The organism is Sphingomonas sp. CFBP 13733 (assembly GCF_014841795.1).
GTDB lineage: Bacteria > Pseudomonadota > Alphaproteobacteria > Sphingomonadales > Sphingomonadaceae > Sphingomonas > Sphingomonas aerolata.
Window position 1 is genome coordinate 743,968 of sequence record NZ_JACYUP010000001.1, and the last position, 21,910, is coordinate 765,877.

Genomic DNA, 21,910 nt, shown 5'->3' on the forward strand with positions numbered 1-21,910 from the left:
TTACATCCTGAACACACCGAACGCGGGGCGTTCGGCGATGGGAGCGTTGAGCGTCGCGGCGAGCGCGAGGCCTAGCACGTCACGGGTCTGCGCGGGATCGATGATCCCGTCGTCCCACAGGCGCGCGGTCGCGTACCAGGGATTCCCCTCGTCCTCATATTTCTGACGAACCGGCGCCTTGAACGCTTCGGCTTCCTCCGCCGTCCAGTCGTCCGCGTCGCGGTGAACGGTGGCGAGGACCGAGGCCGCCTGTTCGCCGCCCATCACGCTGATCCGGCTGTTCGGCCAGCTGAACAGGAAGCGCGGCGAATAGGCGCGTCCGCACATGCCGTAATTGCCGGCGCCGAAACTGCCGCCGATCAGCACCGTGATCTTCGGCACGGTCGCGGTCGCGACTGCCGTCACGAGCTTTGCACCATGTTTGGCAATGCCTTCTGCCTCATACTTCCCGCCGACCATGAACCCCGAGATGTTCTGGAGGAAAAGGAGCGGTACCTTGCGCTGGCAGGCGAGCTCGATGAAATGCGCCCCCTTCTGAGCGCTTTCGCTGAACAGGACGCCGTTGTTGGCGAGGATCGCGACGGGGATCCCGTGGATATGCGCGAACCCGCACACCAGCGATGTACCATAAAGCGCCTTGAACGCATGGAATTCGCTGCCATCGACCAGCCGTGCGATCACCTCGTGCACGTCATAGGGTGCGCGCACATCGGACGGCACGACACCGTAAAGCCCCTCAGCGTCGTATTTCGGGGCGCGCGCCGGTTGCCGGTTCACCGTGACAGGGACCTGTGGCGGCAAGGTCGAGACGATGTCGCGAACGATCGTCAGCGCGTGGTCGTCCGATCCCGCGACATGATCGACGACGCCCGACCGCCGTCCATGCGTGTCCGCGCCGCCGAGGTCCTCCGCGGAAATCACCTCGCCCGTCGCCGCCTTGACCAGCGGCGGCCCAGCGAGGAAGATCGTGCCCTGCCCGCGGACGATGATCGTCTCGTCGGACATGGCCGGGACATAGGCGCCGCCCGCAGTGCAGCTCCCCATCACACACGCGATCTGCGGTATCCCCAACGCCGACATCTGCGCCTGGTTGTAGAAGATCCGGCCGAAATGCTCGCGATCGGGAAATACCTCCGCCTGATGGGGCAGGTTCGCCCCACCACTATCGACGAGATAGATGCAGGGCAGCCGATTTTCCTGTGCGATTTCCTGCGCTCGCAGGTGTTTCTTGACGGTCAGCGGAAAATAGGTCCCCCCCTTCACCGTCGCATCGTTGCACAGGATCATGCACTGCCGACCGGCAACGCGGCCGATCCCCGCAATCACCCCCGCGCCGGGCACCGCATCGTCATACAGCCCATTGGCGACGAGCTGGCCGATCTCGAGGAACGGCGAACCCGGATCGAGCAAGCGCTCGACCCGGTCGCGCGGCAGCAGCTTGCCACGCGCAACGTGCCGGTCGCGCGACCGGGCGTCTCCGCCGAGCGCGACGCGCGCAACGTCGTCGCGCAGGCGCTGGGCGAGCGCGCGGTTGTGCGCCGCATTCGCCTGGAACGTCTCCGCGTCGACCGACAGCTTCGTATCGAGGACGGGACCGCTCACCGTTCACCCCGCCGCGACCTGATCAGCACGCTCATTGCATCACCTTGGGCGCGGCACCGATCAGTTCGCGTCCGATCAGCATCCGGCGAATCTCGTTCGTCCCCGCGCCGATGTCGAGCAGCTTGGCGTCGCGCATGAAGCGCTCGACCGGCCAGTCCTTGGTATACCCCGCGCCACCCAGGGCCTGGATCGATTCCAGCGAGACCTTCACCGCGCTCTCGCTCGCCAGCAGGATCGCGCCCGCCGCGTCGAACCGCGTCGTCTTGCCCGCATCGCACGACCGCGCGACGGCATAGACATAGGCACGTGCGGAACTCAGCGCGACATACATGTCCGCGACCTTCGCCTGGATCAGCTGGAACTGGCCGATCGCGGTCCCGAACTGCCTGCGTTCGCGGACATAGGGGATGACCACGTCGAGACAGGCCTGCATGATGCCGAGCTGAATGCCCGCGAGCACCGCGCGCTCATAGTCGAGGCCCGACATCAGCACGCCGACGCCGCCATTCTCCGGTCCCATCACCGCGTCGAACGGCACGTGGCAATCGGTGAAGACGAGCTCCGCGGTGGGGGATCCCCGCATGCCCATCTTGTCGATCTTCTGCCCGATCGCGAAACCCGGCATGTCCTTCTCGATCAGGAACGCGGTGATCCCCTTCGATCCCTCGCCCGTCTTCGCATAGACGACGAGCGTATCCGCATAGGCCGCGTTGGTGATCCAGAATTTGGTGCCGTTCAGGACATAGCCGCTCTCGGTCTTCACCGCCTTCAGCTTCATCGACACGACGTCGGATCCCGCCCCGGCTTCGGACATCGCGAGGCTTCCGACATGCTCGCCCGACACCAGCTTGGGCAGATATTTCGCCTTTTGCTCCGCATTGCCCCAGCGACGGATCTGATTGACGCACAGATTGGAATGCGCGCCATAGCTCAAGCCGATCGACGCCGATGCGCGCGATACTTCCTCGACCGCAACGACATGCTCGAGATAGCCGAGCCCGAGCCCGCCATACTCTTCCTCGACGGTGATGCCGTGAAGCCCCAGCTCGCCCATCGCCGGCCAGAGCTCGCGGGGAAACCAGTCCTCCGCATCGATCTTAGCCGCCAACGGAGCGATCTTCTCCTTCGCAAAACGCTGCGTCGTGTCGCGGATCATGTCCGCGGCTTCGCCCAGCGCGAAGTCGAAATCTGGCGTCACGAAACTCTCCTTACCGCATTATTCCCGTGGCCTGCCGGGCTGTTTTCATTACCGTTCTCACCCGGCATTCAGCGTCGGTCAGTGACCGAGGCCGTCGTGCCGAGCGTCGTGATCACGCCGTCTACGACCGTGATCGGCCAGACCGCAAGCGCTTGCCCCATGCAGGGACCGCCGACGCAGCGGCCATCGTCGATTCTGAACAGTGCGGAATGCCATCCACAAACGATCAGCTCGCCATTCGGGCTCAGATAGTCGTCGAGGGTGCGCGCCAGTGGCAGTCCGGCGTGCGGGCAGCGATCGACATAGCCGACGACCCCGTCACCGCGCCGAACCGCAAAACCGTGGAACCGGCCCGCGCGCATCTGCACGACATAGCCTCTCGACTGGCCGGGTGCGATCGCCTCGATCGACCCGAGCGCAATCCCGGCCGGCGTGGCGAACAGCCGCACCGACGACGGCGCATCGCTCACGGCACTGTCGTCGCCCGGCTGGCCCTGCATGTCCGTCATGACGTCGTCACGCGTCGACCGTGATCACCCCACGCCGGATCTGGTCGAGTTCGATCGACTCGTACAGCGCCTGGAAGTTGCCGTTGCCGAACCCCTCATTGCCCTTGCGCTGAATGACCTCGAAAAAGATCGGCCCGAACAGCGGTTCGGTGAAGATCTGGAGCAGCAGCCCCTCCTCACCGACATTGCCGTCGAGCAGGATCCGGTTGCGCCGCAGCCGCTCGAGATCCTCGCCATGGTTCGGCACGCGCTTGTCGACCAGTTCATAATAGGTCTCGATCGTGTCCTGCAGCCGGACGCCGCGAGCCCGCAGTTTCTCGACGGTCGTGTAGATATCGTCGGTGGTCAGCGCGAGATGCTGGATGCCTTCGCCATTATAATCGCGGATGAACTCCTCGATCTGGCTGTGATCGTCCTGGCTCTCGTTCAGCGGAATCCGGATCGCGCGATCGGGCGCGATCATCGCCTGGCTGAACAGGCCCGTCGCCTTGCCCTTGATGTCGAAGTATTTCTGCTCTTCGAACCCGAAAATCTGACCGTAAAAGGTCGACCAGGTCCGCATCTGCCCGCGCTTTACGTTGTGGGTAAGATGGTCAAGCAGATCTAGACCGACCGAATTCTCTGCCTCGGCCTCCGCCGCACCCGGGATCTGATCCCACGCATCGTACAGGCTGCCCGCGCCGCCATGACGGTCGACGAGATAGAGCAACGATCCGCCGATCCCCTCCAGCGCGTAGCTCTCGTCGCCCAGCGCCCCGAGCGATGCATCGGCCGCCTTCGCACCGCGTGCCAGCGCAGCGTCGAAGGCCGCCTTGGCGTCCGCGACACGGAACGCCATGCCATTGGCCGACGAACCATGGTCGGCGCGGAACGACGCGGCCTGCCCCGTCGGCTCCGCATTGAGCAGAAGGTTGATGCGACCCTGTTTGTAGCGGGTCACTGCCTTGGTCGGATGCCGGGACGCGGGCACGAAACCCAATTGCTCGAACTGTTTGCCCATCGCCGCCGGATCGGGCGATGTGAACTCGCAGAACTCGAAACCATCCAACCCCATCGGGTTGACGTCCATATGCTCCATGATGCGACAGCCTCTCACAGCTTTATAGTATCGTTGGATACCAACTGCGCGTTTGCGCAGATCGTGTCAACTGATACTATCCCGTGCCATGACCGCTTCATCCGACCGCCCACTTCTGCTCGACGACTTCATCCCGTTCCGGCTGTCGTTCACGTCGAACCTCGTCAGCGACACGATCGCGCGCAGCTATGAATCGCTGTTCGGCCTCTCGATCCCCGAATGGCGGCTGGTCGCCGTCATCGCCGAAACCGGCGGCATTACGCAGGCGGAAATCGGTCATCGTACGCGCATGGATAAGGTTACGGTAAGCCGCGCGGCGATCGCGCTGGTCGAGCGAGGCCTTCTCGAACGGCGCGCCAATGCCAGCGACCGTCGCTCGCACCTGTTGATGCTCAGCGATGCCGGCCGCACGCTTTACGCTGCGGTCGCACCCAAGGCGCGCGATCTGGAGGCGCGGATCTTTGCCCAGTTCGATCCGGCCGAAGTCGCCGCGTTCACGGCGATGCTCCGTCGGATCGACGCGGTGACCAGCGCGCTTGATCAGCCGGCCCAGGGCGGTGACGGTGTCCAAAGCGTTCGTAAATAGTCGAGCAGCGCAACGACCGACGACGGCACTGCACCGCGCGGGTGCAGCGCGAAGATCCCGACATCCGCGCTCCCCGCGATCGCCGGCAGCACGCGAACGAGCCGCCCCGCCGCCAGATCGCTGCTGACGTCCCACAGCGACCGCAGCGCGATCCCCACGCCCGACAGCGCGAGTTCTCTCACGACCTCGCTCGAATTCGTGCGCACGTGGCTCGCGGCATCGATCGTGAAATCGCCGTCAGACCCCGTCAGCCGCCACGGCATCTGCCCGCGCGCCGCGAGCAGCCGATGGTCACCCAGCGCCGCCGCGCTGCCGGGAATTCCCACCATTTCGAGATAGGCGGGTGCGGCGCACAGGACCCGGCGGCTGTCGCCCAGCCGGTGCGCGTCATAACCCGGCTCGACCGTCGGCGCGATCCGGATCGCCAGGTCGATCCCCTCGCCGAGCAGGTCCGAAAAACCGTCGGACAGATTCAGTTCGAGCGCGATGTCAGGGTGCGCGTCAAGAAAGGGCTTGAGCCGGGGTGCGATGTGCAAGCGCCCGAACGACGTCGGTGCGCTGACGCGGAGCGGACCGCTCGGCCCGGCGGCCCGGTCGCCGACCCGCCCCTCGGCCTCCCGGATCGCGGCGAGGATCGCGACCATGTCCGCGTGATACCGCTCGCCTCGCGCCGTCGGCTCGAGCCGCCGTGTCGTCCGATTGAGCAGGCGCACGCCGAGCCGCGTCTCTAGCCGGACGATCCGTTTCGATACCATCGCCGGAGAGATGCCGCGCAAACGGGCAGCACCGCTCAGGCTTCCTGCCGCGACGACGTCGACGAACAAGGCAGCATCCGGATCCATTCATTCCCCCAGTGATCGACAGCTTCAACACTTGATCGTCTACCGAACAGCCTGGCGGTCGTATAGGATTATCGTCAGATAGGGAGAGAGCGATGACCGCGACGTCAGACGGCATGATCGACAAGGCGGGGCTGCGTGTCGCGGCACCGTTGGCACGGTTTCTCGAGGACCAGGCGCTGCCCGGCACGGGGGTCGACCCGTCCGCCTTCTGGTCCGGAATGGCCGACATCTACGCCCGCTTCACGCCCGAAAATCGCGCGCTGCTTGCCCGCCGCGACGCGCTGCAAGCGAAGATCGACGCCTGGTACGGCGCGCTTGGCGGCCGCCCCGTCGATCCGGATGCCCGGGCGCGCTTCCTCCGCGAGATCGGTTATCTTGTTGAGGAGCCTGCGCCGTTCGTGGCGACCTCGACCTGCGTCGATGACGAGGTGGCACGGCTGGCAGGCCCGCAACTCGTCGTGCCTATCCTCAATGCCCGGTTCGTCCTCAACGCCGCAAACGCACGCTGGGGCAGCCTGTACGACGCGCTCTACGGCACCGACGTGATCCCCGGAACGCCGTCGGGTCGGGGTTATGATCCGGACCGCGGTGCACAGGTAATCGCCTGGGCCAAGGCGTTCCTCGATTCCAGCGTGCCGCTTGCGTCGGGCTCATGGACCGATTGGGACGGCAGCTCGCCCGTGCTGGCACAACCGGATCAGCTCCGCGGCCATGCCGGCAGCACGATCCTGTTGCGCCACAATGGCCTGCACATCGAACTTGTCATCGATCGCGACCATCCGATCGGCGCGTCCGACCCCGCCGGCCTTGCCGATGTCCGGCTCGAATCCGCGCTCACGACGATCGTCGACCTCGAGGATTCGGTCGCCGCGGTCGATGCCGACGACAAGGTCGCGGCCTATGCCAATTGGCTGGGCCTGATGAAGGGTGATCTGGAGGCGCAGTTCGACAAGGGAGGTCAGACGCTGACCCGGTCGCTGGAGGACGACCGGCGCTACACCGCGCAGGACGGATCGGAGATCGTCCTGCCGGGACGAAGCCTGTTGTTCGTTCGCAATGTCGGCCATCTGATGACCACGCCCGCGATCCATCTGCCCGATGGGACGGAGGCGCCCGAGGGCATTCTCGACGGGATCGTGACCGCGATGATCGCGCTGCACGATCTGAACGGCACCGGTCGCTTCCGAAACAGCCGCCAGGGTTCGATCTACATCGTCAAGCCGAAGATGCACGGCCCCGACGAAGCGGGCTTCACCAATCGGCTGTTCGACGCGGTCGAGGATCTGCTCGGCCTCGACCGCCACACGATCAAGGTCGGCGTGATGGACGAGGAACGCCGCACTTCGGCCAATCTGGCCGCCTGTATCGCCGCGGTGAAGGACCGCATCGTGTTCATCAACACGGGGTTCCTCGATCGCACGGGTGACGAGATGCACACCGCGATGCGCGCCGGACCGATGATCCGTAAGAGCGAGATGAAGGCGAGCGCCTGGATCGCCACCTATGAGGATCGCAATGTCCAGATCGGCCTCGCCTGTGGCCTCAGCGGTCGCGCGCAGATCGGCAAGGGCATGTGGGCCGCGCCCGATCGAATGGCCGACATGCTCGAACAGAAGATCGCGCACCCGATGACCGGCGCCAACACCGCCTGGGTCCCCTCACCCACCGCGGCGACGCTTCACGCGACGCATTACCACCGCGTCGACGTCTTCGCGCGACAGGCGGCGCGACAGAGCGAGCCCGTCACGCCGATCGAGAAGCTCCTGACGATCCCGCTCGCACACGGCCATAACTGGTCCCCCGACGAGATCCGCGACGAGCTCGAGAACAATGCGCAGGGCATTCTCGGCTATGTCGTGCGCTGGATCGATCAGGGCGTCGGCTGCTCGAAGGTGCCTGACATTCATGACATCGGCCTGATGGAAGATCGCGCGACCCTGCGGATCAGCTCGCAACATATGGCGAACTGGATGCTCCACGGCATCGCGACGCCCGCCGAGGTCGATGCCGCCTTTGTGAAGATGGCGGCCAAGGTCGACGCGCAGAACGCTTCCGATCCGCACTATCGGCCGATGGCCGGGCATGAAGCGACCAGTCTTGCCTATCGCGCCGCCCGCGCGCTTGTCTTTGAAGGCCTTGATCAGCCCAACGGCTATACCGAACCCCTTCTTCACCGCTTCCGACAGGATGCAAAAGCAGCGCAAACTGGTAACAGTTGACACCATATTGGCCGGGGGCCATCGTCCTTCTCGAAACCCCCGGCCCCCGCGGCACGTCGAACAGGGGTGCGCGAGGAGAGTGTTACGATGGCCAATGACCCGGCCGACACCGGCTATATTTCGGGTTTCGGCAACCATGTCGCGACCGAGGCCGTCGCAGGCGCGCTGCCCGTCGGCCACAATGCGCCGCAACGACCACCCTTCGGGCTGTACACCGAACAGCTGTCAGGCACGGCCTTCACCGCACCGCGTCACGAGAACCGGCGGAGCTGGCTGTACCGCATGCGCCCCACCGCCGAACATCCGCCCTATGTCCGGTATGACGGCGCCGCCCGCTTCGCCGCGGGCGCGCAGGACGGGCCACTGGCGCCCAACCGGCTGCGCTGGGACCCGAGCGCGCCGCCGCCAGCGGGAACCGACCTGATCGACGGCATGACGACGATGCTTGCCACCCGCGATCCTGCGGATCTGGAGGGCGTCGCGGTCCACCTCTATGCCGCCAACCGCAACATGACTGCGCGGGTGTTTGTCGACGCCGATGGCGAACTGCTCTTCATCCCCCAAGCGGGCCGCCTCGAACTTCTGACGGAGCTCGGGCGGATCATGGTCGCGCCCGGCCAGATCGCGCTGATCCCTCGCGGTGTCCGGTTCCGGGCGCTGCTACCTGATGGACAGGCAACGGGCTATGTCGCGGAAAACCACGGCGCCCTGTTTCGTCTTCCCGATCTTGGTCCGATCGGCGCGAACGGGCTGGCCAATCCGCGCGATTTCGAAACGCCGGTCGCCTGGTTCGAGGATCGCGACACGCGGTTCGAGGTGATCCAGAAATTCATGGGCTCGCTGTGGTGCACGACGCTCGAGCACAGTCCGCTCGATGTCGTGGCGTGGCACGGCAACTTGGCGCCGTGGCGCTATGATCTCGCCCGGTTCAACACGATCAACACGGTGAGCTTCGACCATCCCGATCCGTCGATCTTCACCGTTCTGACCTCGCCCTCCGACGTACCCGGCCGCGCCAATGCCGATTTCGTCGTCTTCCCGCCGCGCTGGATGGTCGCCGAGGACACGTTCCGCCCGCCCTGGTTCCACCGCAACGTCATGTCGGAGGCGATGGGTCTGATCCACGGCGCCTATGACGCCAAGGCGGCCGGCTTCACGCCCGGCGGTCTGAGCCTGCACAATCTGATGGCAGGCCACGGTCCCGATCTCGATAGCTGGACCGCCGCTACGAACGCCGATCTCAAGCCGCACAAGATCGACGGGACCATGGCCTTCATGGTGGAGAGTTGCTGGCCCTACCGACCGACGCCGCATGCGCTGGCGCATGCCCAGCTCGACTATGACGCGGTCTGGGCCGATTTCCCCAAGGCAATGCTGCCGGCATGATCCTGCACGGCTATTGGCGGTCGACGACCTCGTACCGTGTGCGGATCGCGCTGAACCTGAAGCAGTGCGCCTATGAGCAATGCACGCACGATCTCAGGACCGGCGCGCAGCGTGACGCGCGCTATCTCGCGCTTAACCCGCAAGGGCTGGTGCCCGCGCTGGACATTGGCGACGGCACGATCCTGACGCAGTCGCCTGCCATCCTCGAATGGCTCGACGCGACCTATCCAGCGCCGCCGCTATTGCCCGCCGACCCGACCGAGGCCGCGATCGTGCGCGGTATTGCGGCGACGATCGGGTGCGACATTCATCCGGTCAACAACCTGCGGATCCTTGATGCACTCAGGACAGATTTCGCCGCGGCGCCCGATCAGGTATCAGCCTGGATCGCGCGGTGGATGACCGCGGGATTCGATGCGATCGAGCCACAGATCGCTCGGCATGGCGACGGCTATGCCTTTGGCGCCGCGCCGACGCTGGCCGACTGCTATCTCGTGCCGCAGGTCTATGCGGCCGAACGCTTCGCCGTCGATCTCTCACGCTACCCCTGTCTGGCCACCGCCGCCGCGAACGCCGCGACGCTGCCGGCCTTCGCCGCTGCACATGCCGACATGCAGCCTGACCGTGACCCGCTATAGTATTGATATAGATTAGCACAAACCCGGTCCGAGTAGCGGACATAAAAGCCGAATTGATGCGTTTCTTACCGAATCGACGCGACGTAGATCGTGATCGCTGGTGAAGGGGTCGGAATGCGAATCGCGATTATTGCGCATCTCAAATATGCCATCCGCGAGCCTTTTGCCGGTGGCCTCGAGATGCATACGCACCTGTTGGCGACCGCGTTACGCCGACGTGGACATGCGGTCACAGTATTCGCATCGATGAAATCCGATCCGGCAATGGGGCTCGAGGCGATCTGCGACGAAACCTCGCTTCTCGAAACCGGCACCGCCGAAGCGCAGGACGTGACGTTCTTCCGCGAACACCATGCCTATTTGCGGCTGATGAGCATGCTGCGGAACCGGCGGTTCGACGTCATCCACAACAACTCTCTCCACTATCTTCCCGTCTCGATGGCAGAAACGCTCGACACGCCGATGGTCACGACGCTGCACACGCCCCCGTTCTGCTGGCTGGAAAGCGGCATCCGCCTCTGCAAGTCACCATCGATGCGCTTCGTTGCCGTATCTGATACGATCCGTGGTCTGTGGAGCCACGTGACGCCGATCGACCGGACGATCCCGAACGGTATCGACCTTGCGAGCTTCCCCTTCCAACCTGCCGCAAGTCCCGACCGCTATCTCGTTTGGTATGGGCGGATCGTCGCCGAAAAGGGCCTTCATCTGGCGATCGACGCGGCGAGGCTGGCAGGCTATCCGCTCCGCATCGCCGGACCGATCTCCGATCCGGACTATTATGCGGCCGAGATCCTGCCGCGGCTCGGCGCCGACGTCACGCATGTCGGGCATCTCGAGCATGCGGCACTCGGCGCGCTCGTCGGCGGCGCGAGTGCGTTCCTCTGTACGCCCCGCTGGGAAGAACCGTTCGGGCTGGTGGTCGCCGAAGCCCTCGCGTCCGGGACGCCCGTCGCCGCCTTTGCGCGCGGCGCGATTCCGGCGCTCCTCGACGAGTCCTGTGGCACGCTCGCACGCGCGGACGATGTCGCATCGCTCGCGGATGCCGCGCGGCGGGCGGTGCTGCTCGACCGCCGTGCCTGCCGCCTGCGGGCGGAGGCGATCTGCGACGCCGACGTCATGATCGACCGCTATGAGGATTTGTACGAAGAGATGATCCAGCCGACGCGCCACGCCGCACGGGGCCGCGCGTCTGACTATCCGATCACATTGGCGGGGGCGGCATGACGGACGCCCGCTTCTGCGTATGCGTGCCCGCGCGTGACGAGGCAGACCGTCTGCCAATTCTGCTCGACGCCCTCGCGCGACAGGACGTGGATGGACCGATCCGCGTCTCGATCTTGATCAACAACACCGTCGATGACAGCGTCGCCGCGGTGGCCCGGGCACAGGCAGCCTGGGGCGAGCGACTGCATCTCGCCGTGGCCTGCCACGATATTCCGCCCGAGCGCGCGCATGCCGGCACCGCGCGACGCCTGGCGATGGACGCCGGCTTGGCACGCATCGATCCGGATCGCGGCGTTCTAATTTCCACCGATGCCGATACCCGGCCGCCGTCCGACTGGATCTCGGCGATGCTGCGCGCGATCGACGCGGGGCTCGATATCGTCGGCGGCCGGATCGTCGTCGACGATGCCGAACCGCTCGCGGCGGACATGAACGCGATGCAGGTCAAGCTCGACCGCTACTGGGCCTGTGTTCGCGCGATCGAGGACGACATTGATCCGTGCCGCTGGGATCCGGCACCCCGTCACGGCGACCATACCGGCGCGAGCCTGGCGATTCTTGCTCCGCTCTACCGTACGGCAGGCGGCGTTCCGGCAATCCCTGCAGGGGAAGACCGCGCACTGGTCGAGGCGGCGGTCGCAGCGGGTGGTCGCCTCGGCCATCCGATGAGCGTGTGGACCCGTGTGTCCGCGCGCACCATCGGTCGCGCGACCGGGGGCATGGCGGACCATATGCAGGCGCTGTCCGTCCGCGTCGCGCGCGGCGAGCCCACGTTTCTGCCGTCGTTCGATCAGTGGCGCGCACGCGCGGCGTGGCGACGGATGCGCCGCGACCAGCCGGGCGGTGATGCAGGAGTCGCGCGCGATGAACGCCTGCTCCCGCCGATGCGCTGCGACATGCCGCTGGGGCTCGACCGATGAGTGGCCCAACTGCACGGCCTGCCGCCGCGACGCCGTCCCTCGACCTCGTCGAGATGCTCGCGTCCTGCGGCGAGCGTTATGATGCCGCCCCCATGTTTCCCGCGGACAGCATGGCCGCACTGGTCCGCCACGGCCTGCACCGGCGGTTCGCCCCGCGTGCACTTGGCGGCCAGGCCAATGGTGCACCGGACGAGCTGCTCGATGCGTTGCGGACGGTCGGACGCGGCGACCTCAGCGTCGGGCGGCTGTTCGAGGGCCATGTCAATGCGCTCGCGCTGTTCGACTGGTATGCATCGGCCGATCAGCTCGCCTGGCTCGATACCGAGCTAGACCGCGGTGCATGGTTCGGCGTCTGGGCGACCGAACCTCCGCCCGGCGTCGCAGTGGTCGACAGTCCCGACGGCCCCGTGCTCGATGGGGCCAAGCACTTCGCAAGCGGCGCCGGCGGTATCGATTATGCAATCGTCACCGCGCGTCCGGCGGCGGGGCAGCGTCCGATCGTCGTCATCCCGGCCGATGATCCCGTGCGTACCGACGCGTCACGCTGGCGCGTGCGCGGCATGCGCGCTAGCATGAGTGGTCGCTACGAATGTTCGGGCTATCCCGCCGGCTCCATGCAGACGCTGGGCGCACCCGGCGACTATGACCGCGAACCCCGGTTCACCGTTGGGGCATGGCGGTTTTTGGCAGTGCAGCTCGGCGGCATGGAGGGGCTACTGACCGAGACCCGGCGCGCCATGTCCGACACTGCACGCGGCGATCCCGTCCAGCGTGCGCGCTTTGCCGAGGCGGTCGTTGCCGCGCGCACCGCCTATCTGTGGATCCGCGAGGCTGCGGGACGTGCCGCGCGTGAGGAGGCCGACGCCACCATCTTCGTCCAGATGACGCGCGGGGTCGTCGAACGTGCCGCGCTCGACGTCATGGAAGCCACCGCGCGTCTTCTCGGTACGCGCAGCGCGTTTGATGGTGAGCGTGCGGACAAGATCAGCCGCGACCTCAGCCTCTATCTGCGTCAGGCAGGCCCCGATTATGCGCGCGATCAGGCGGCGCTCGCCTGGCTCGACCGCGACGTCTGGGGCGCCGGCGACCGCTTGTGGTGACCCCCGCGACTGCACTGAGCCGAAGTCCTTGGCACAGCGCGCGGTGGCTGGTGCTCGCGCCGCACGCCGATGATGAAACGCTCGGCACGGGGGCATTGATCGCCGATACGGCGGCTCGCAATCGCTTTGCCGGTGTGATGATCCTGACCGACGGATCGGGTTCGCATCCGTGCCCGACGCCGGCGGATCGTAGCGCGCTCATCCGGCGACGACGCGTTGAGGCACGGCACGCCGTCGCGCTGCTGACCGGCGGACGGCGGATCGTCCCGCAGTTTCTTGACTGGCACGACGCGAACCCGCACCGCCCCGGAAGCGCCGCGTTCCGTCGATCCGTCCGGCAATTGGCGATCCTGCTGCGCCGGCACGCGGTCGACGCGATTGCGACCACCGCGGCAGGCGAGCCGCATTGCGATCATGCCGCGTGCTTTACGCTTGCGGTGCATGCTGCGCACGCGGCGCGCAGGCCGGTCGCGGTTTTCGAATATGCCGTCTGGGGCGAACGCCCCGCGGGCAGGCGCGTCGTCCGTACCGCGGCGATGCCGACCGCCCGGCGCAGCGCCGCGCTCCGCGCGCACCGCAGCCAGTTGACCGGATTGATGGGCGACGGCTTTCGCCTGCCGCGCGCGCAGCAGCGCATGCCGGGCACCGATCTCCTCTATCTGGCGAGCCGACATGCGACCCGAACATAGCCTCGACGCGCGCTATTTCGACGACGTCTTCACCGGCGACGATGATCCCTGGTCGCTCGCCTCGAGCCCGTATGAAGCCGCAAAGTTCGATGCGACGATCGCCGCGATCGACGATCGACGCTATCGTTCCGCCCTTGAGATCGGCTGCGCCCACGGCGTGCTGACCGCGCGGCTTGCGCCTTTGTGCGATACCCTGACCTCGATCGACATCAGCCTGCGCGCCGTCGAGCTTGCCCGGTCGCGCTGCGCCGCACTGCCCAATGTCACGATCGCCCGCTGTGGCTTCCCGGCCGAGACGCCGGACGACGCGTTCGATCTCGTCGTGCTGTCGGAGGTCGTCTATTATTGGGACGACGCTGACATCGAGCGCGCAGCCGCGGCGATCCGCGCCAGCGCCACGCCCGATTGCCGCATCATGCTCGTACACTGGACGGGCGATACCGACTATCCACAGACCGGCGACGCAGCCGTCACCAAGCTGCGCGACCGGCTCGGCGATTTTGCGGTCGAGCGTGCGGAACGGACCGCCGCGTACCGCCTCGACCTGTGGTCCCTGCGATGACGCCGCTCTCCGTCCTGACCCTCGTCAAGGACCGCGAACCCCATCTGATCCAGCTGGTCGAGGGCTTGAAACGGAGCGCTGTCGCCCCCGCCGAACTGATCGTCGTCGACATGAGCAGCGACCCGGTCGCGCAGCCGGAGGCGCCCTTCCCCGTCCACGTCCATCGGCTCCAGACCGGCACTCTCGCGCTTGCCGCCGCGCGCAACCTTGCAGCACGGCACGCGACGTCTGCACATCTGCTGTTCCTCGACGTAGACTGTATCCCGATGGCGCAGTGCCTTGGCAGGATGGGTGCGGTACTCGATGCGGACGATGCGTTGCTCTGCGCGGATATCCGCTATCTCGGACCCGACGACGCGCGTTCGACATGGAACGAAGAGGTCCTGCTGGCAACCGGGCGGCCACATCCGGTGCGCAGCTTTCCCGCAACGGGCACGCGGCGCGAAACCAATCCCGGCCTGTTCTGGTCGCTGGCGTTCGCGATCCGCCGATCACGGTTCGACATGCTGGGTGGCTTTGACGAGGCGTTCGTCGGCTATGGCGCGGAGGACACCGACTTCGGCTTTCGCGCCGAGCATGCACAAACCCCGCTGATCTTCGTCGGCGGGGCGATCGCCTGTCATCAGTATCACGACAGCTATGATCCGCCCGTCCAGCATCTCGACGACATCGTCCGCAACGCAACGGTATTCCATGCGCGCTGGGGCTGGTGGCCGATGCAGGGCTGGCTCGACGCCTTTGTCGCGATGGGGCTGATCGACTATCGCGATGACGGCATCTGCATCCTGCGCCGTCCAAACGCCGCGGACATGATCGCCGCGCATTCGGGCCAATCCTAGACCGCGGCACCGATCGGCATGGTGACCGAAGCCGAGAGCCCGCCGCCCGCGGCATCGTCGAGGACCAGCACGCCGCCATACAGCGCCGCGAGCTCGCGCGCGATCGCCAGTCCGAACCCATGGCCGTCCTCGCGTTCGTCGAGCCGCACGCCAGCATCGGTCGCCCGCTGACGGTCCGCCAGCGCGATGCCTGGGCCATCGTCGACGACGCTGAGCCGGATCATGCCCTGATCGACCGTTGCGCAGACGCGCACCCTTGTGCCCGCATGCCGCGCGGCATTGTCGATCAGATTGCCCGCCAGCTCGTCGAGATCGGCGGCATCGACCGCGACGTGCAGCTCGGGATCGATCGCGGCATCGATCACGACGCCGCGTTCCATCCTCAGCCGCCGGATCGTCGACACCAGATCGGCGATAGCGGGGGCGAGTGCGGTGCTGCTCCCATGACCGCCGGCGATGTTGCGCGCTCGCGCGAGGTGATGCCGAATCGTCGCATCGATGCGCGCAAGCTGCGCCGCCTGGGCCGGATCGTCACGCAGCGTTAGCGCAAGCGTCGCGACGGGGGTCTTCAGCGCGTGCGCCAGATTGGCCGCCGACGCGCGCGCGGTCGCGAGCGCCGACGCGTTGTCCCGCGCGAGTGCGTTCAGTTCGATCGCGAGCGGACGAAGCTCGTCGGGCTGCGCTTCGGACACACTGGTGGCCCCCCTGCGCATCGCGGCTACACCGTCGCGCAACGCGCGCAGCGGTCGCAACCCGATCCGCACCTGCACCAGCGTCGCAACGCCCAGCAGGATGCCAAGGATGCCGAGCGTCGCAAGCAACGGCACCACCGCCGCCTGGATCGGTCGGGCGACGACGTCGCGCGGTGCCGCTGCGGTCAGCACCACCGGCCCCGCGTCCGTCGCGATCGAAATCCGTCGGGCATGGATCCCGTCCCGCCCTTCCAGTGGTTCCGGACGCGCCTCCCCTTCCCCGCGCAGCGCGTCTCGCGGTGCCGGGCCGGGCGTCCGCAGCGTTGGAAATTCGGCGGAACTCACTGTTTGTGCCGAACCGCTGATCTGCCATTGCCAGCCGGGGCCGGCATCGAGCAGGCCGCGAAGCCGCGTCAGTCGCGCCCGGTCGATCCGCCCATCGCCATCGACCGCACCGGCAAGCAGCGACAATTCGGCATCGAGCCGCTGGTCGAGCCCCTGGGTGACGAACCGCTGCAGCACGCCGGCGATCGCCGCGCCCGCGACCGCAAGCGCGACGAGCGTAGCGAGTAGTGAAAGGCCGAGCATCCGCCCATGGATCGACCGCGGGATCAGCCTCATCGGGGTATCGGCGTCGCGAGCCGGTAACCTCGGCCGCGCACGGTATCGATCAGCGACGCGCCGATCTTCTTGCGCAGGCGACCTACGATCACCTCGAGGCTGTTCGAATCGACGTCCGCATCGCCCTCATAGACACGCTCCATCAGCGCCAGCCGCTCGATCACGGCGTCCTTCGACAGCATCAGCGCCGAGAGCACCCGCCATTCGAGCGCAGTCAGTTTGACCGGCAATCCGTCGAGCTCGAACTGGCCGGTCTGCGTCTCGAACGCGAGCGGGCCGCATTCGAGCCGCGTGGCGCCATGCCCCGCCGCCCGGCGCACCAGCGCGCGCAGCCGCATGACCAGTTCCTCGACGCGGAACGGCTTGGTCATGAAGTCGTCGGCCCCCGCCTTGAACCCCGCCACCTTGTCCGACCATCCGTCGCGCGCGGTCAGGATCAGCACGGGAAGGTCGCGCCCCGCCGCCCGCCAGTCCCGCAGGATCGTGACGCCGTCTCGGCCCGGCAGGCCAAGATCCAGCACGGCGGCGTCATAGGCCTCGGTGTCGCCTAGATGCCCCGCATCGACGCCGTTTGCGGCAAGATCGACCGCGCAATTCTCGCCTCGCAAGGCCTTGGCGAGCGCGGGGCCGAGATCGGGATCGTCCTCGACGAGCAATATACGCATGACGACCTCGCTAGCTGTGAACGCTAAACCCAAACTGAACGGGGAAGTTCAGCGGGCCGTGGGGATGCGGCGCCTAGAAGCCGGCATCGACACGAAGAGGAGACGATGAATGCCCCGTTTGATGGACACACTGAACCGCGGAACGCGGATGAAACTCGCCGCTGCCGCCCTGCTCGCAGTCGGCGTGGCAGGCGGCGCCGGCGCCGTATCGCTGACGCGGCCCGGCATCGAGATGGCACCCACCACGCCGACCGCGATCGCCCGACTGTCGGGCACGAGCGGCGTGGTGACGGTAAAGGGCCGTGTGGTCGAGATCTTCGGTGACCGCTTCGTCCTTCAGGACGCAACCGGGCGGACGATGATCGATGCCGGCCGCAACGGTGATGGCGTCACTGCCGGTGCGACGATGACGGTACAGGGGCGCTACGACAACGGACAGCTGCGCGCGTCCTATCTGGTCGATCCGAATGGGCGGATCGTCGCCGCCGGCCCCGCGGGCGGGCCGCCGCCGCATGGCCCCGGTGGCCCTCGCGGCCCCGGTGGTCCCGGCCACGATGGTCCGCCGCCCCCGCCACCGGGCGGCGCGAACTTGGCCCCTCCCGGGGCAATGGCGCCGTCCACCGTCCCAGGCTGTGCCCCATCCGTAACCGGTGTCACGCCGCCACCGGCACCCGTCGGCACACCCGTCGCGCAAACGCTACCCCGCGCACCGGCTGCCGCGGTAAATCGCTAGGATGGTTGCGATCCGCCACAACTGTGGCGGATCGAGTCCTCAGGCCAATCGCGAATGACCGGCACCCTCCGTGCCGCTTCCGCCGTCAGGCCGAAGCGGTACGGTGTTCGTCTTTCGAAGGTCGTAGGGCACGCGCCATGCCGAGGATCAGGACGACGGGCCGCAAAATGAGCATCGGCGCGACCGACAGCGTGCCGACCATGATGACCGCCGCGATCGAGCCGCCACCCAGAAACCGCACGACGCGTTCGCCGCTGACCGGCGCCCCGCACCGCAGGAACGCCAGCGTCAGTGCGGCGGCGGCGGCGATCCGCAACAGCCGGATCGTCCCGGGTGCGGTGATCCCGAGATCCCGGCGATAGCGAAACGCGGAGGCCGCGAGCAGCATCCAGCCCACCAGTGTGACGATGATCGTTTCAAGCATGAACCACTCCACGGGCAGGACGTCGTACCGGAGCCGCCGGACGAAGATGCGCGACACGCCATGCTGCCATCCCCAGCACGGTGGCGATCGCGAGCATGGTCAGGTCGAACCCGGCAAATACCGGGTCGTCGCCACGCAATGAGGCCGGCAGACCGCGCGCGGTCGTGACGGCATTGATGACCGGAATTGCGGCAAAGGCGATGGCGCCGATCGCGAACCCTTCGATCCAGGCGCGCCGCGGCGATCGGGCCAGCTGCATGACTGCGACCGCACCCCAGGCCCAGAACATCGCGGCGACTTCGCCATTCGCGCGCCCGGCCGCATCGGCAGGAATCACTCGGTTCGCCAGGAGATACGCTGCCATCCCGACCGGCAGCCCGGCAATCACCGCGATGTTCAATCGCTCGACGAGCGTCAGCCCCGGGAACGGCGCCGCGCCCGGCCGCCGCCGCTTGGTCGTCCAGAGCAACAGGCCCGTACCGACCATCGCGGCGCCGGTCAGGCCGAGCAGGCAATAGGCCCAGCGCAGCCCGGTACCCGCATAGCTCGCGACGTGCAGACCGAGCATCACCCCCGCGGTCATCAGCGCAGGGCCGGTGCCGCCCGATCGCTCGAGTAACTGCCCAGTGCTTCCCGAATAGGTCACCGATGGCAGCCGCGCATTGATCGACACGCCGGCATGTCGATAGACGGTCACCGTTGCCGCGCGGTCGTTGGGATGACGTACCACGACCCGGGTCGCAGGCGCGCCGAGCACCGCTTCGGCCTTCTCGATCATCGGGCCGATCGGCAGCAGCGGCGCGGCAATGCCGGTCGCCGCGCGCTCGGTCGGAATGCCAAATGCGACCGCCCCGTAATCGAGCGGCGTCTTGTAGTTCACCATCGCCGGCCACGGCATGTACAGCGCCACCAGCGTGATCAGCCCGGTATAGGTGATCATCGCGTGATAGGGCAGCGCGAGCACGGCCGAGACGTTATGCGCATCGAGCCAGCTCCGCTGTCCCTTGTTCCAGCGCAGCGTGAAGAAATCGGCAAAGATCCGCTTGTGCGTGATCACCCCCGACACGATCGCCGCCAGCATGACCATCGCACACAGCCCGGCCAGCCAGCGCCCCCAAGGATAGGGCAGCTGAAGCTGGAAGTGGAACCGATAGAAATGCTCGCCGCCGCGCGTTTCGCGCGCACGGACCGGCTCCCCGCTGCGGGGATCGAGCGTGAGTTCGGCGGGGCGCGGAGGCGCCGTCGACGTCGGACTCCGCTGCTCGAACACGCGTGTCACCGCCGAGCGGGCATCAGGAAGGTAGAGGAACCACTGGACGTCGTCCCCCGCGCCGATCCGCTGCAGATAGGTCATCGCGCCTTGCGCCGCCTGTGCGGGCGACACGGCCGTGGCGCGGATCTCTGGTTGCATCCACTGGGTGATTTCGGGCCGGAAATAGCTTGCCGTCCCCGTCAGAAACATCGCAAACAGCAGCCACCCTGCGAGCAACCCCAGCCACCCATGGATCCACGCCATGCTCTGCCGCAGCGGCAAGGCAGCCGTCATGGGCGGACGCCAAGCACGGCCAGTGCCAGACCGATCGCCACGCTACCGCCCCAGATGCCGAGTACGACACGCATCACGCGTGGCTCGTGAAAGCTCCAGAGCACGGCGATTGCGTAGACCAGGAACGAGAGGATCATTCCCCAGCTGGTCGCCTCGGCACGGTCCACTGGCAGCAGCCGCGCGATCAGCGTCGCAACCGCGGAAGCCAGAACATAGCCGCCGACCTGCGCGGTCCCGATCCGGGCAATCATCGGCACGACCGCAGGACGCAAGCGACGCCGCGGCGACGTTGCCGTTCGCCTTAGATCCGGCGTGCGCTGCGGGGTGACCTGCATGGTCACGCCCTACAGAATTTTGCGAGTGGTTATCAATAGCAAAGTTGTTGCACGATATCCGGTCAGGTCCGAGAGCAGCAGGTCACAGGGAAATCCGCCGCGGCGATGCGATCCATGGATATAAACGCGCGGTCTATCGCTGAACGGGGCAAGGGTGTGCGCATGCAGGACGCCGCCCGATGAAAGGTCCGCGCATGGAAGCTGCCAACGTCTTCAAGAAGCTTGAGATCGAACTCAAGCCCGATCCTTCGCGAACGGTAATCCGCCCGTTCAGCTTCAGCTATCCCGAGGCATTTGCGGCCGATCGTCCATCGCGCGCGCAAACGGTGGCGCAGCGGGTGATGGCACTCGACCCCGCGCTGCGCAAACGCATGGTCGAACTGCTGGCGAAACCGATGGAGGAGCGGCATCGCAATGCCGATGAAGTCTTCCGCCGCCGCTTTGCCGAGGTTCAAGACGAGCTTGATATCGGCGACATCGACGCCGACGAGGCGCTGCTGCTGGGCGCCTATTTCAGTCAGGAATATGCGTTCGAGTCGGCGGCCCTTTTCAATCCGAGCATCGCGCGGATCGACGACGAACCCGCATCGGCTACGGGCAGCGTCAAGTTCGTGCTGTCGTTGCGCGGCATCGGCGAAGGACATATCTCCTCGGTCACGTTCCGTACCGGCGAATGGGGACCCGACGATCGCCTCGTGATCGATCCGGCAAGCCCGCATGGTGTGCCGCCGCGAATCGACCGCAACCAGGATGGCTGGGTCCGGCTCTTATGCGACGACAGCCAGGATGCGTCGGAAACGGTCATCTTTCCCGTGCTGCCCAGCCAGCGCCAGGGGGTCGAGGATCTGCGCCTCGTCAATTTCACCGATCATGACGGCGTTCGCAGCATCATCGGGACCTATACCGCGTTCGACGGACGCAAGGTTCAGCAGGAAATGCTCCGCGGCGTCGACATGCGGACCTTCGAAATGCGCCCCCTCGCCGGCGCCATGACCGGCTACAAGGGCATGGCGCTGTTCCCGCGCCGGATCGATGGCCAGTTCGTGATGCTCGGACGGCAGGACAGCGAGACGATCTGGCTGCTCCGCTCGGACGATCTTTACACCTGGGAGCGCGGGACGCCGATCATGGCACCGAAATATCCGTGGGAATTCGTGCAGCTTGGCAATTGCGGATCCCCGATCGAGATCGACGAGGGCTGGCTGGTCTTCACCCACGGCGTCGGCATGGTCCGCGGCTATTGCATCGGCGCGTGCCTGCTCGACAAGGCGGACCCCAGCCGTGTGCTGGCGCGCACGCCTTCCCCGCTCCTGTTCCCGAGCGCGGAGCAGCGTGGCGGCTATGTGCCGAACGTCACCTATAGCTGTGGCGGGCTGTTGCAGGGGCGCCGCATCTTGCTGCCCTATGCGATCGGCGACGAATATACCGCGTTCGCCACCGCACAGGTCGATGATATCCTGTCGGTCATGGCACCCGCCTGACGCACAGGCAGGTTCGGG

At 66.5% G+C, this 21,910-nt stretch carries 22 protein-coding genes; 12 read left to right on the forward strand and 10 right to left on the reverse strand.

Annotated elements, in window-relative coordinates:
* From IFT71_RS03175 to hppD, 4 genes are all read right to left on the reverse strand, one after another.
* Positions 1-1,602, reverse strand: coding sequence for a carboxyl transferase domain-containing protein (locus tag IFT71_RS03175; protein ID WP_192139072.1), 1,602 nt, complete (start codon positions 1,600-1,602; stop codon positions 1-3).
* Between the two features lie 31 nt (positions 1,603-1,633).
* Positions 1,634-2,800 (reverse strand): isovaleryl-CoA dehydrogenase, encoded by a 1,167-nt coding sequence (locus tag IFT71_RS03180; protein WP_192139073.1) that lies wholly within the window; start codon positions 2,798-2,800, stop codon positions 1,634-1,636.
* Positions 2,801-2,868: 68 nt separating this feature from the next.
* Positions 2,869-3,300, reverse strand: coding sequence for a Rieske (2Fe-2S) protein (locus IFT71_RS03185; RefSeq protein WP_197976030.1), 432 nt, complete (start codon positions 3,298-3,300; stop codon positions 2,869-2,871).
* A 16-nt stretch (positions 3,301-3,316) separates the two neighbouring features.
* Entirely contained in the window at positions 3,317-4,387 is a 1,071-nt protein-coding gene (gene hppD, locus IFT71_RS03190; RefSeq protein WP_192139074.1) for a 4-hydroxyphenylpyruvate dioxygenase, read from the reverse strand.
* An 88-nt stretch (positions 4,388-4,475) separates the two neighbouring features.
* On the opposite strand from hppD, the gene IFT71_RS03195 reads away from it, so the two are divergent.
* On the forward strand, positions 4,476-4,973 hold the full coding sequence (locus tag IFT71_RS03195; protein WP_192139075.1) for a MarR family winged helix-turn-helix transcriptional regulator: 498 nt from the start codon (positions 4,476-4,478) through the stop codon (positions 4,971-4,973).
* Here the strand turns inward: IFT71_RS03195 and IFT71_RS03200 are convergent.
* Entirely contained in the window at positions 4,928-5,815 is an 888-nt protein-coding gene (locus IFT71_RS03200; RefSeq protein ID WP_192139076.1) for a LysR family transcriptional regulator, read from the reverse strand. The two genes, IFT71_RS03195 and IFT71_RS03200, sit on opposite strands and share 46 nt — an antisense overlap.
* A gap of 92 nt (positions 5,816-5,907) precedes the next feature.
* Between IFT71_RS03200 and IFT71_RS03205 the strand changes: the two genes are divergently transcribed.
* The 9 genes from IFT71_RS03205 (at position 5,908) to IFT71_RS03245 (ending at position 15,395) form a co-directional block, all read left to right on the forward strand.
* A complete protein-coding gene (locus IFT71_RS03205; protein WP_244654705.1) occupies positions 5,908-8,034 on the forward strand; it encodes a malate synthase G in 2,127 nt (708 codons plus the stop codon).
* A gap of 87 nt (positions 8,035-8,121) precedes the next feature.
* Positions 8,122-9,420 carry a homogentisate 1,2-dioxygenase gene (gene hmgA, locus IFT71_RS03210; protein WP_192139077.1) on the forward strand — a complete coding sequence of 433 codons (1,299 nt, stop codon included), beginning with the start codon at positions 8,122-8,124 and terminating at the stop codon, positions 9,418-9,420.
* Positions 9,417-10,058 (forward strand): maleylacetoacetate isomerase, encoded by a 642-nt coding sequence (gene maiA / locus IFT71_RS03215; RefSeq protein WP_192139078.1) that lies wholly within the window; start codon positions 9,417-9,419, stop codon positions 10,056-10,058. Before hmgA ends, maiA begins: the two co-directional genes overlap by 4 nt.
* A gap of 114 nt (positions 10,059-10,172) precedes the next feature.
* The gene (locus IFT71_RS03220; protein WP_192139079.1) at positions 10,173-11,285 is read left to right on the forward strand and encodes a glycosyltransferase family 4 protein; all 1,113 of its coding nucleotides are present in this window, start codon (positions 10,173-10,175) and stop codon (positions 11,283-11,285) included.
* Positions 11,282-12,205, forward strand: coding sequence for a glycosyltransferase (locus IFT71_RS03225; RefSeq protein ID WP_192139080.1), 924 nt, complete (start codon positions 11,282-11,284; stop codon positions 12,203-12,205). The genes IFT71_RS03220 and IFT71_RS03225 overlap by 4 nt, the downstream gene beginning before the upstream one ends.
* Entirely contained in the window at positions 12,202-13,305 is a 1,104-nt protein-coding gene (locus tag IFT71_RS03230; protein WP_192139081.1) for an acyl-CoA dehydrogenase family protein, read from the forward strand. Before IFT71_RS03225 ends, IFT71_RS03230 begins: the two co-directional genes overlap by 4 nt.
* A complete protein-coding gene (locus IFT71_RS03235) occupies positions 13,302-13,994 on the forward strand; it encodes a PIG-L deacetylase family protein (RefSeq protein ID WP_342212579.1) in 693 nt (230 codons plus the stop codon). The genes IFT71_RS03230 and IFT71_RS03235 overlap by 4 nt, the downstream gene beginning before the upstream one ends.
* Positions 13,978-14,556, forward strand: a complete 579-nt coding sequence (locus IFT71_RS03240; protein WP_192139083.1) for an SAM-dependent methyltransferase — start codon at positions 13,978-13,980, stop codon at positions 14,554-14,556. Before IFT71_RS03235 ends, IFT71_RS03240 begins: the two co-directional genes overlap by 17 nt.
* On the forward strand, positions 14,553-15,395 hold the full coding sequence (locus tag IFT71_RS03245) for a glycosyltransferase family 2 protein (protein WP_192139084.1): 843 nt from the start codon (positions 14,553-14,555) through the stop codon (positions 15,393-15,395). Before IFT71_RS03240 ends, IFT71_RS03245 begins: the two co-directional genes overlap by 4 nt.
* Here the strand turns inward: IFT71_RS03245 and IFT71_RS03250 are convergent.
* Both IFT71_RS03250 and IFT71_RS03255 read right to left on the reverse strand, forming a co-directional pair.
* Entirely contained in the window at positions 15,392-16,708 is a 1,317-nt protein-coding gene (locus IFT71_RS03250) for a sensor histidine kinase (protein WP_244654706.1), read from the reverse strand. The genes IFT71_RS03245 and IFT71_RS03250 overlap by 4 nt on opposite strands.
* A complete protein-coding gene (locus IFT71_RS03255) occupies positions 16,705-17,373 on the reverse strand; it encodes a response regulator (RefSeq protein WP_159510750.1) in 669 nt (222 codons plus the stop codon). The genes IFT71_RS03250 and IFT71_RS03255 overlap by 4 nt, the downstream gene beginning before the upstream one ends.
* Before the next feature lie 109 nt (positions 17,374-17,482).
* Between IFT71_RS03255 and IFT71_RS03260 the strand changes: the two genes are divergently transcribed.
* Complete coding sequence (locus IFT71_RS03260; protein ID WP_192139085.1) at positions 17,483-18,106, forward strand: hypothetical protein; 624 nt, start codon at positions 17,483-17,485, stop codon at positions 18,104-18,106.
* A gap of 85 nt (positions 18,107-18,191) precedes the next feature.
* Here IFT71_RS03260 and IFT71_RS03265 read toward each other — a convergent pair whose 3' ends face one another.
* From IFT71_RS03265 to IFT71_RS03275, 3 genes are read right to left on the reverse strand one after another with little or no spacing between them, the layout of a single operon-like run.
* On the reverse strand, positions 18,192-18,530 hold the full coding sequence (locus IFT71_RS03265; RefSeq protein WP_192139086.1) for a hypothetical protein: 339 nt from the start codon (positions 18,528-18,530) through the stop codon (positions 18,192-18,194).
* Positions 18,523-20,076: a PepSY-associated TM helix domain-containing protein gene (locus IFT71_RS03270; RefSeq protein WP_192139087.1), complete on the reverse strand. Its 1,554-nt coding sequence runs from the start codon at positions 20,074-20,076 to the stop codon at positions 18,523-18,525. Before IFT71_RS03270 ends, IFT71_RS03265 begins: the two co-directional genes overlap by 8 nt.
* The gene (locus tag IFT71_RS03275) at positions 20,073-20,411 is read right to left on the reverse strand and encodes a hypothetical protein (protein ID WP_206757437.1); all 339 of its coding nucleotides are present in this window, start codon (positions 20,409-20,411) and stop codon (positions 20,073-20,075) included. The genes IFT71_RS03270 and IFT71_RS03275 overlap by 4 nt, the downstream gene beginning before the upstream one ends.
* 194 nt (positions 20,412-20,605) lie before the next feature.
* On the opposite strand from IFT71_RS03275, the gene IFT71_RS03280 reads away from it, so the two are divergent.
* The gene (locus IFT71_RS03280; protein ID WP_192139269.1) at positions 20,606-21,892 is read left to right on the forward strand and encodes a glycoside hydrolase family 130 protein; all 1,287 of its coding nucleotides are present in this window, start codon (positions 20,606-20,608) and stop codon (positions 21,890-21,892) included.
* The last annotated feature ends 18 nt before the right edge of the window (positions 21,893-21,910 follow it).

What these genes read in the sequence shown, in the direction of transcription:
- hmgA (WP_192139077.1), top strand. Translation starts at nt 8,122, where the DNA reads ATGGCCAATGACCCGGCCGACACCGGCTATATTTCGGGTTTCGGCAAC.
- IFT71_RS03275 (WP_206757437.1), bottom strand. Translation starts at nt 20,411, where the DNA reads ATGCAGGTCACCCCGCAGCGCACGCCGGATCTAAGGCGAACGGCAACG.
- IFT71_RS03260 (WP_192139085.1), top strand. Translation starts at nt 17,483, where the DNA reads ATGCCCCGTTTGATGGACACACTGAACCGCGGAACGCGGATGAAACTC.
- IFT71_RS03280 (WP_192139269.1), top strand. Translation starts at nt 20,606, where the DNA reads ATGGAAGCTGCCAACGTCTTCAAGAAGCTTGAGATCGAACTCAAGCCC.
- IFT71_RS03195 (WP_192139075.1), top strand. Translation starts at nt 4,476, where the DNA reads ATGACCGCTTCATCCGACCGCCCACTTCTGCTCGACGACTTCATCCCG.
- IFT71_RS03265 (WP_192139086.1), bottom strand. Translation starts at nt 18,530, where the DNA reads ATGCTTGAAACGATCATCGTCACACTGGTGGGCTGGATGCTGCTCGCG.
- IFT71_RS03200 (WP_192139076.1), bottom strand. Translation starts at nt 5,815, where the DNA reads ATGGATCCGGATGCTGCCTTGTTCGTCGACGTCGTCGCGGCAGGAAGC.
- IFT71_RS03225 (WP_192139080.1), top strand. Translation starts at nt 11,282, where the DNA reads ATGACGGACGCCCGCTTCTGCGTATGCGTGCCCGCGCGTGACGAGGCA.
- IFT71_RS03185 (WP_197976030.1), bottom strand. Translation starts at nt 3,300, where the DNA reads ATGCAGGGCCAGCCGGGCGACGACAGTGCCGTGAGCGATGCGCCGTCG.
- hppD (WP_192139074.1), bottom strand. Translation starts at nt 4,387, where the DNA reads ATGGAGCATATGGACGTCAACCCGATGGGGTTGGATGGTTTCGAGTTC.
- IFT71_RS03255 (WP_159510750.1), bottom strand. Translation starts at nt 17,373, where the DNA reads ATGCGTATATTGCTCGTCGAGGACGATCCCGATCTCGGCCCCGCGCTC.
- IFT71_RS03245 (WP_192139084.1), top strand. Translation starts at nt 14,553, where the DNA reads ATGACGCCGCTCTCCGTCCTGACCCTCGTCAAGGACCGCGAACCCCAT.
- IFT71_RS03230 (WP_192139081.1), top strand. Translation starts at nt 12,202, where the DNA reads ATGAGTGGCCCAACTGCACGGCCTGCCGCCGCGACGCCGTCCCTCGAC.
- IFT71_RS03270 (WP_192139087.1), bottom strand. Translation starts at nt 20,076, where the DNA reads ATGACGGCTGCCTTGCCGCTGCGGCAGAGCATGGCGTGGATCCATGGG.
- maiA (WP_192139078.1), top strand. Translation starts at nt 9,417, where the DNA reads ATGATCCTGCACGGCTATTGGCGGTCGACGACCTCGTACCGTGTGCGG.
- IFT71_RS03250 (WP_244654706.1), bottom strand. Translation starts at nt 16,708, where the DNA reads ATGAGGCTGATCCCGCGGTCGATCCATGGGCGGATGCTCGGCCTTTCA.
- IFT71_RS03220 (WP_192139079.1), top strand. Translation starts at nt 10,173, where the DNA reads ATGCGAATCGCGATTATTGCGCATCTCAAATATGCCATCCGCGAGCCT.
- IFT71_RS03205 (WP_244654705.1), top strand. Translation starts at nt 5,908, where the DNA reads ATGACCGCGACGTCAGACGGCATGATCGACAAGGCGGGGCTGCGTGTC.
- IFT71_RS03240 (WP_192139083.1), top strand. Translation starts at nt 13,978, where the DNA reads ATGCGACCCGAACATAGCCTCGACGCGCGCTATTTCGACGACGTCTTC.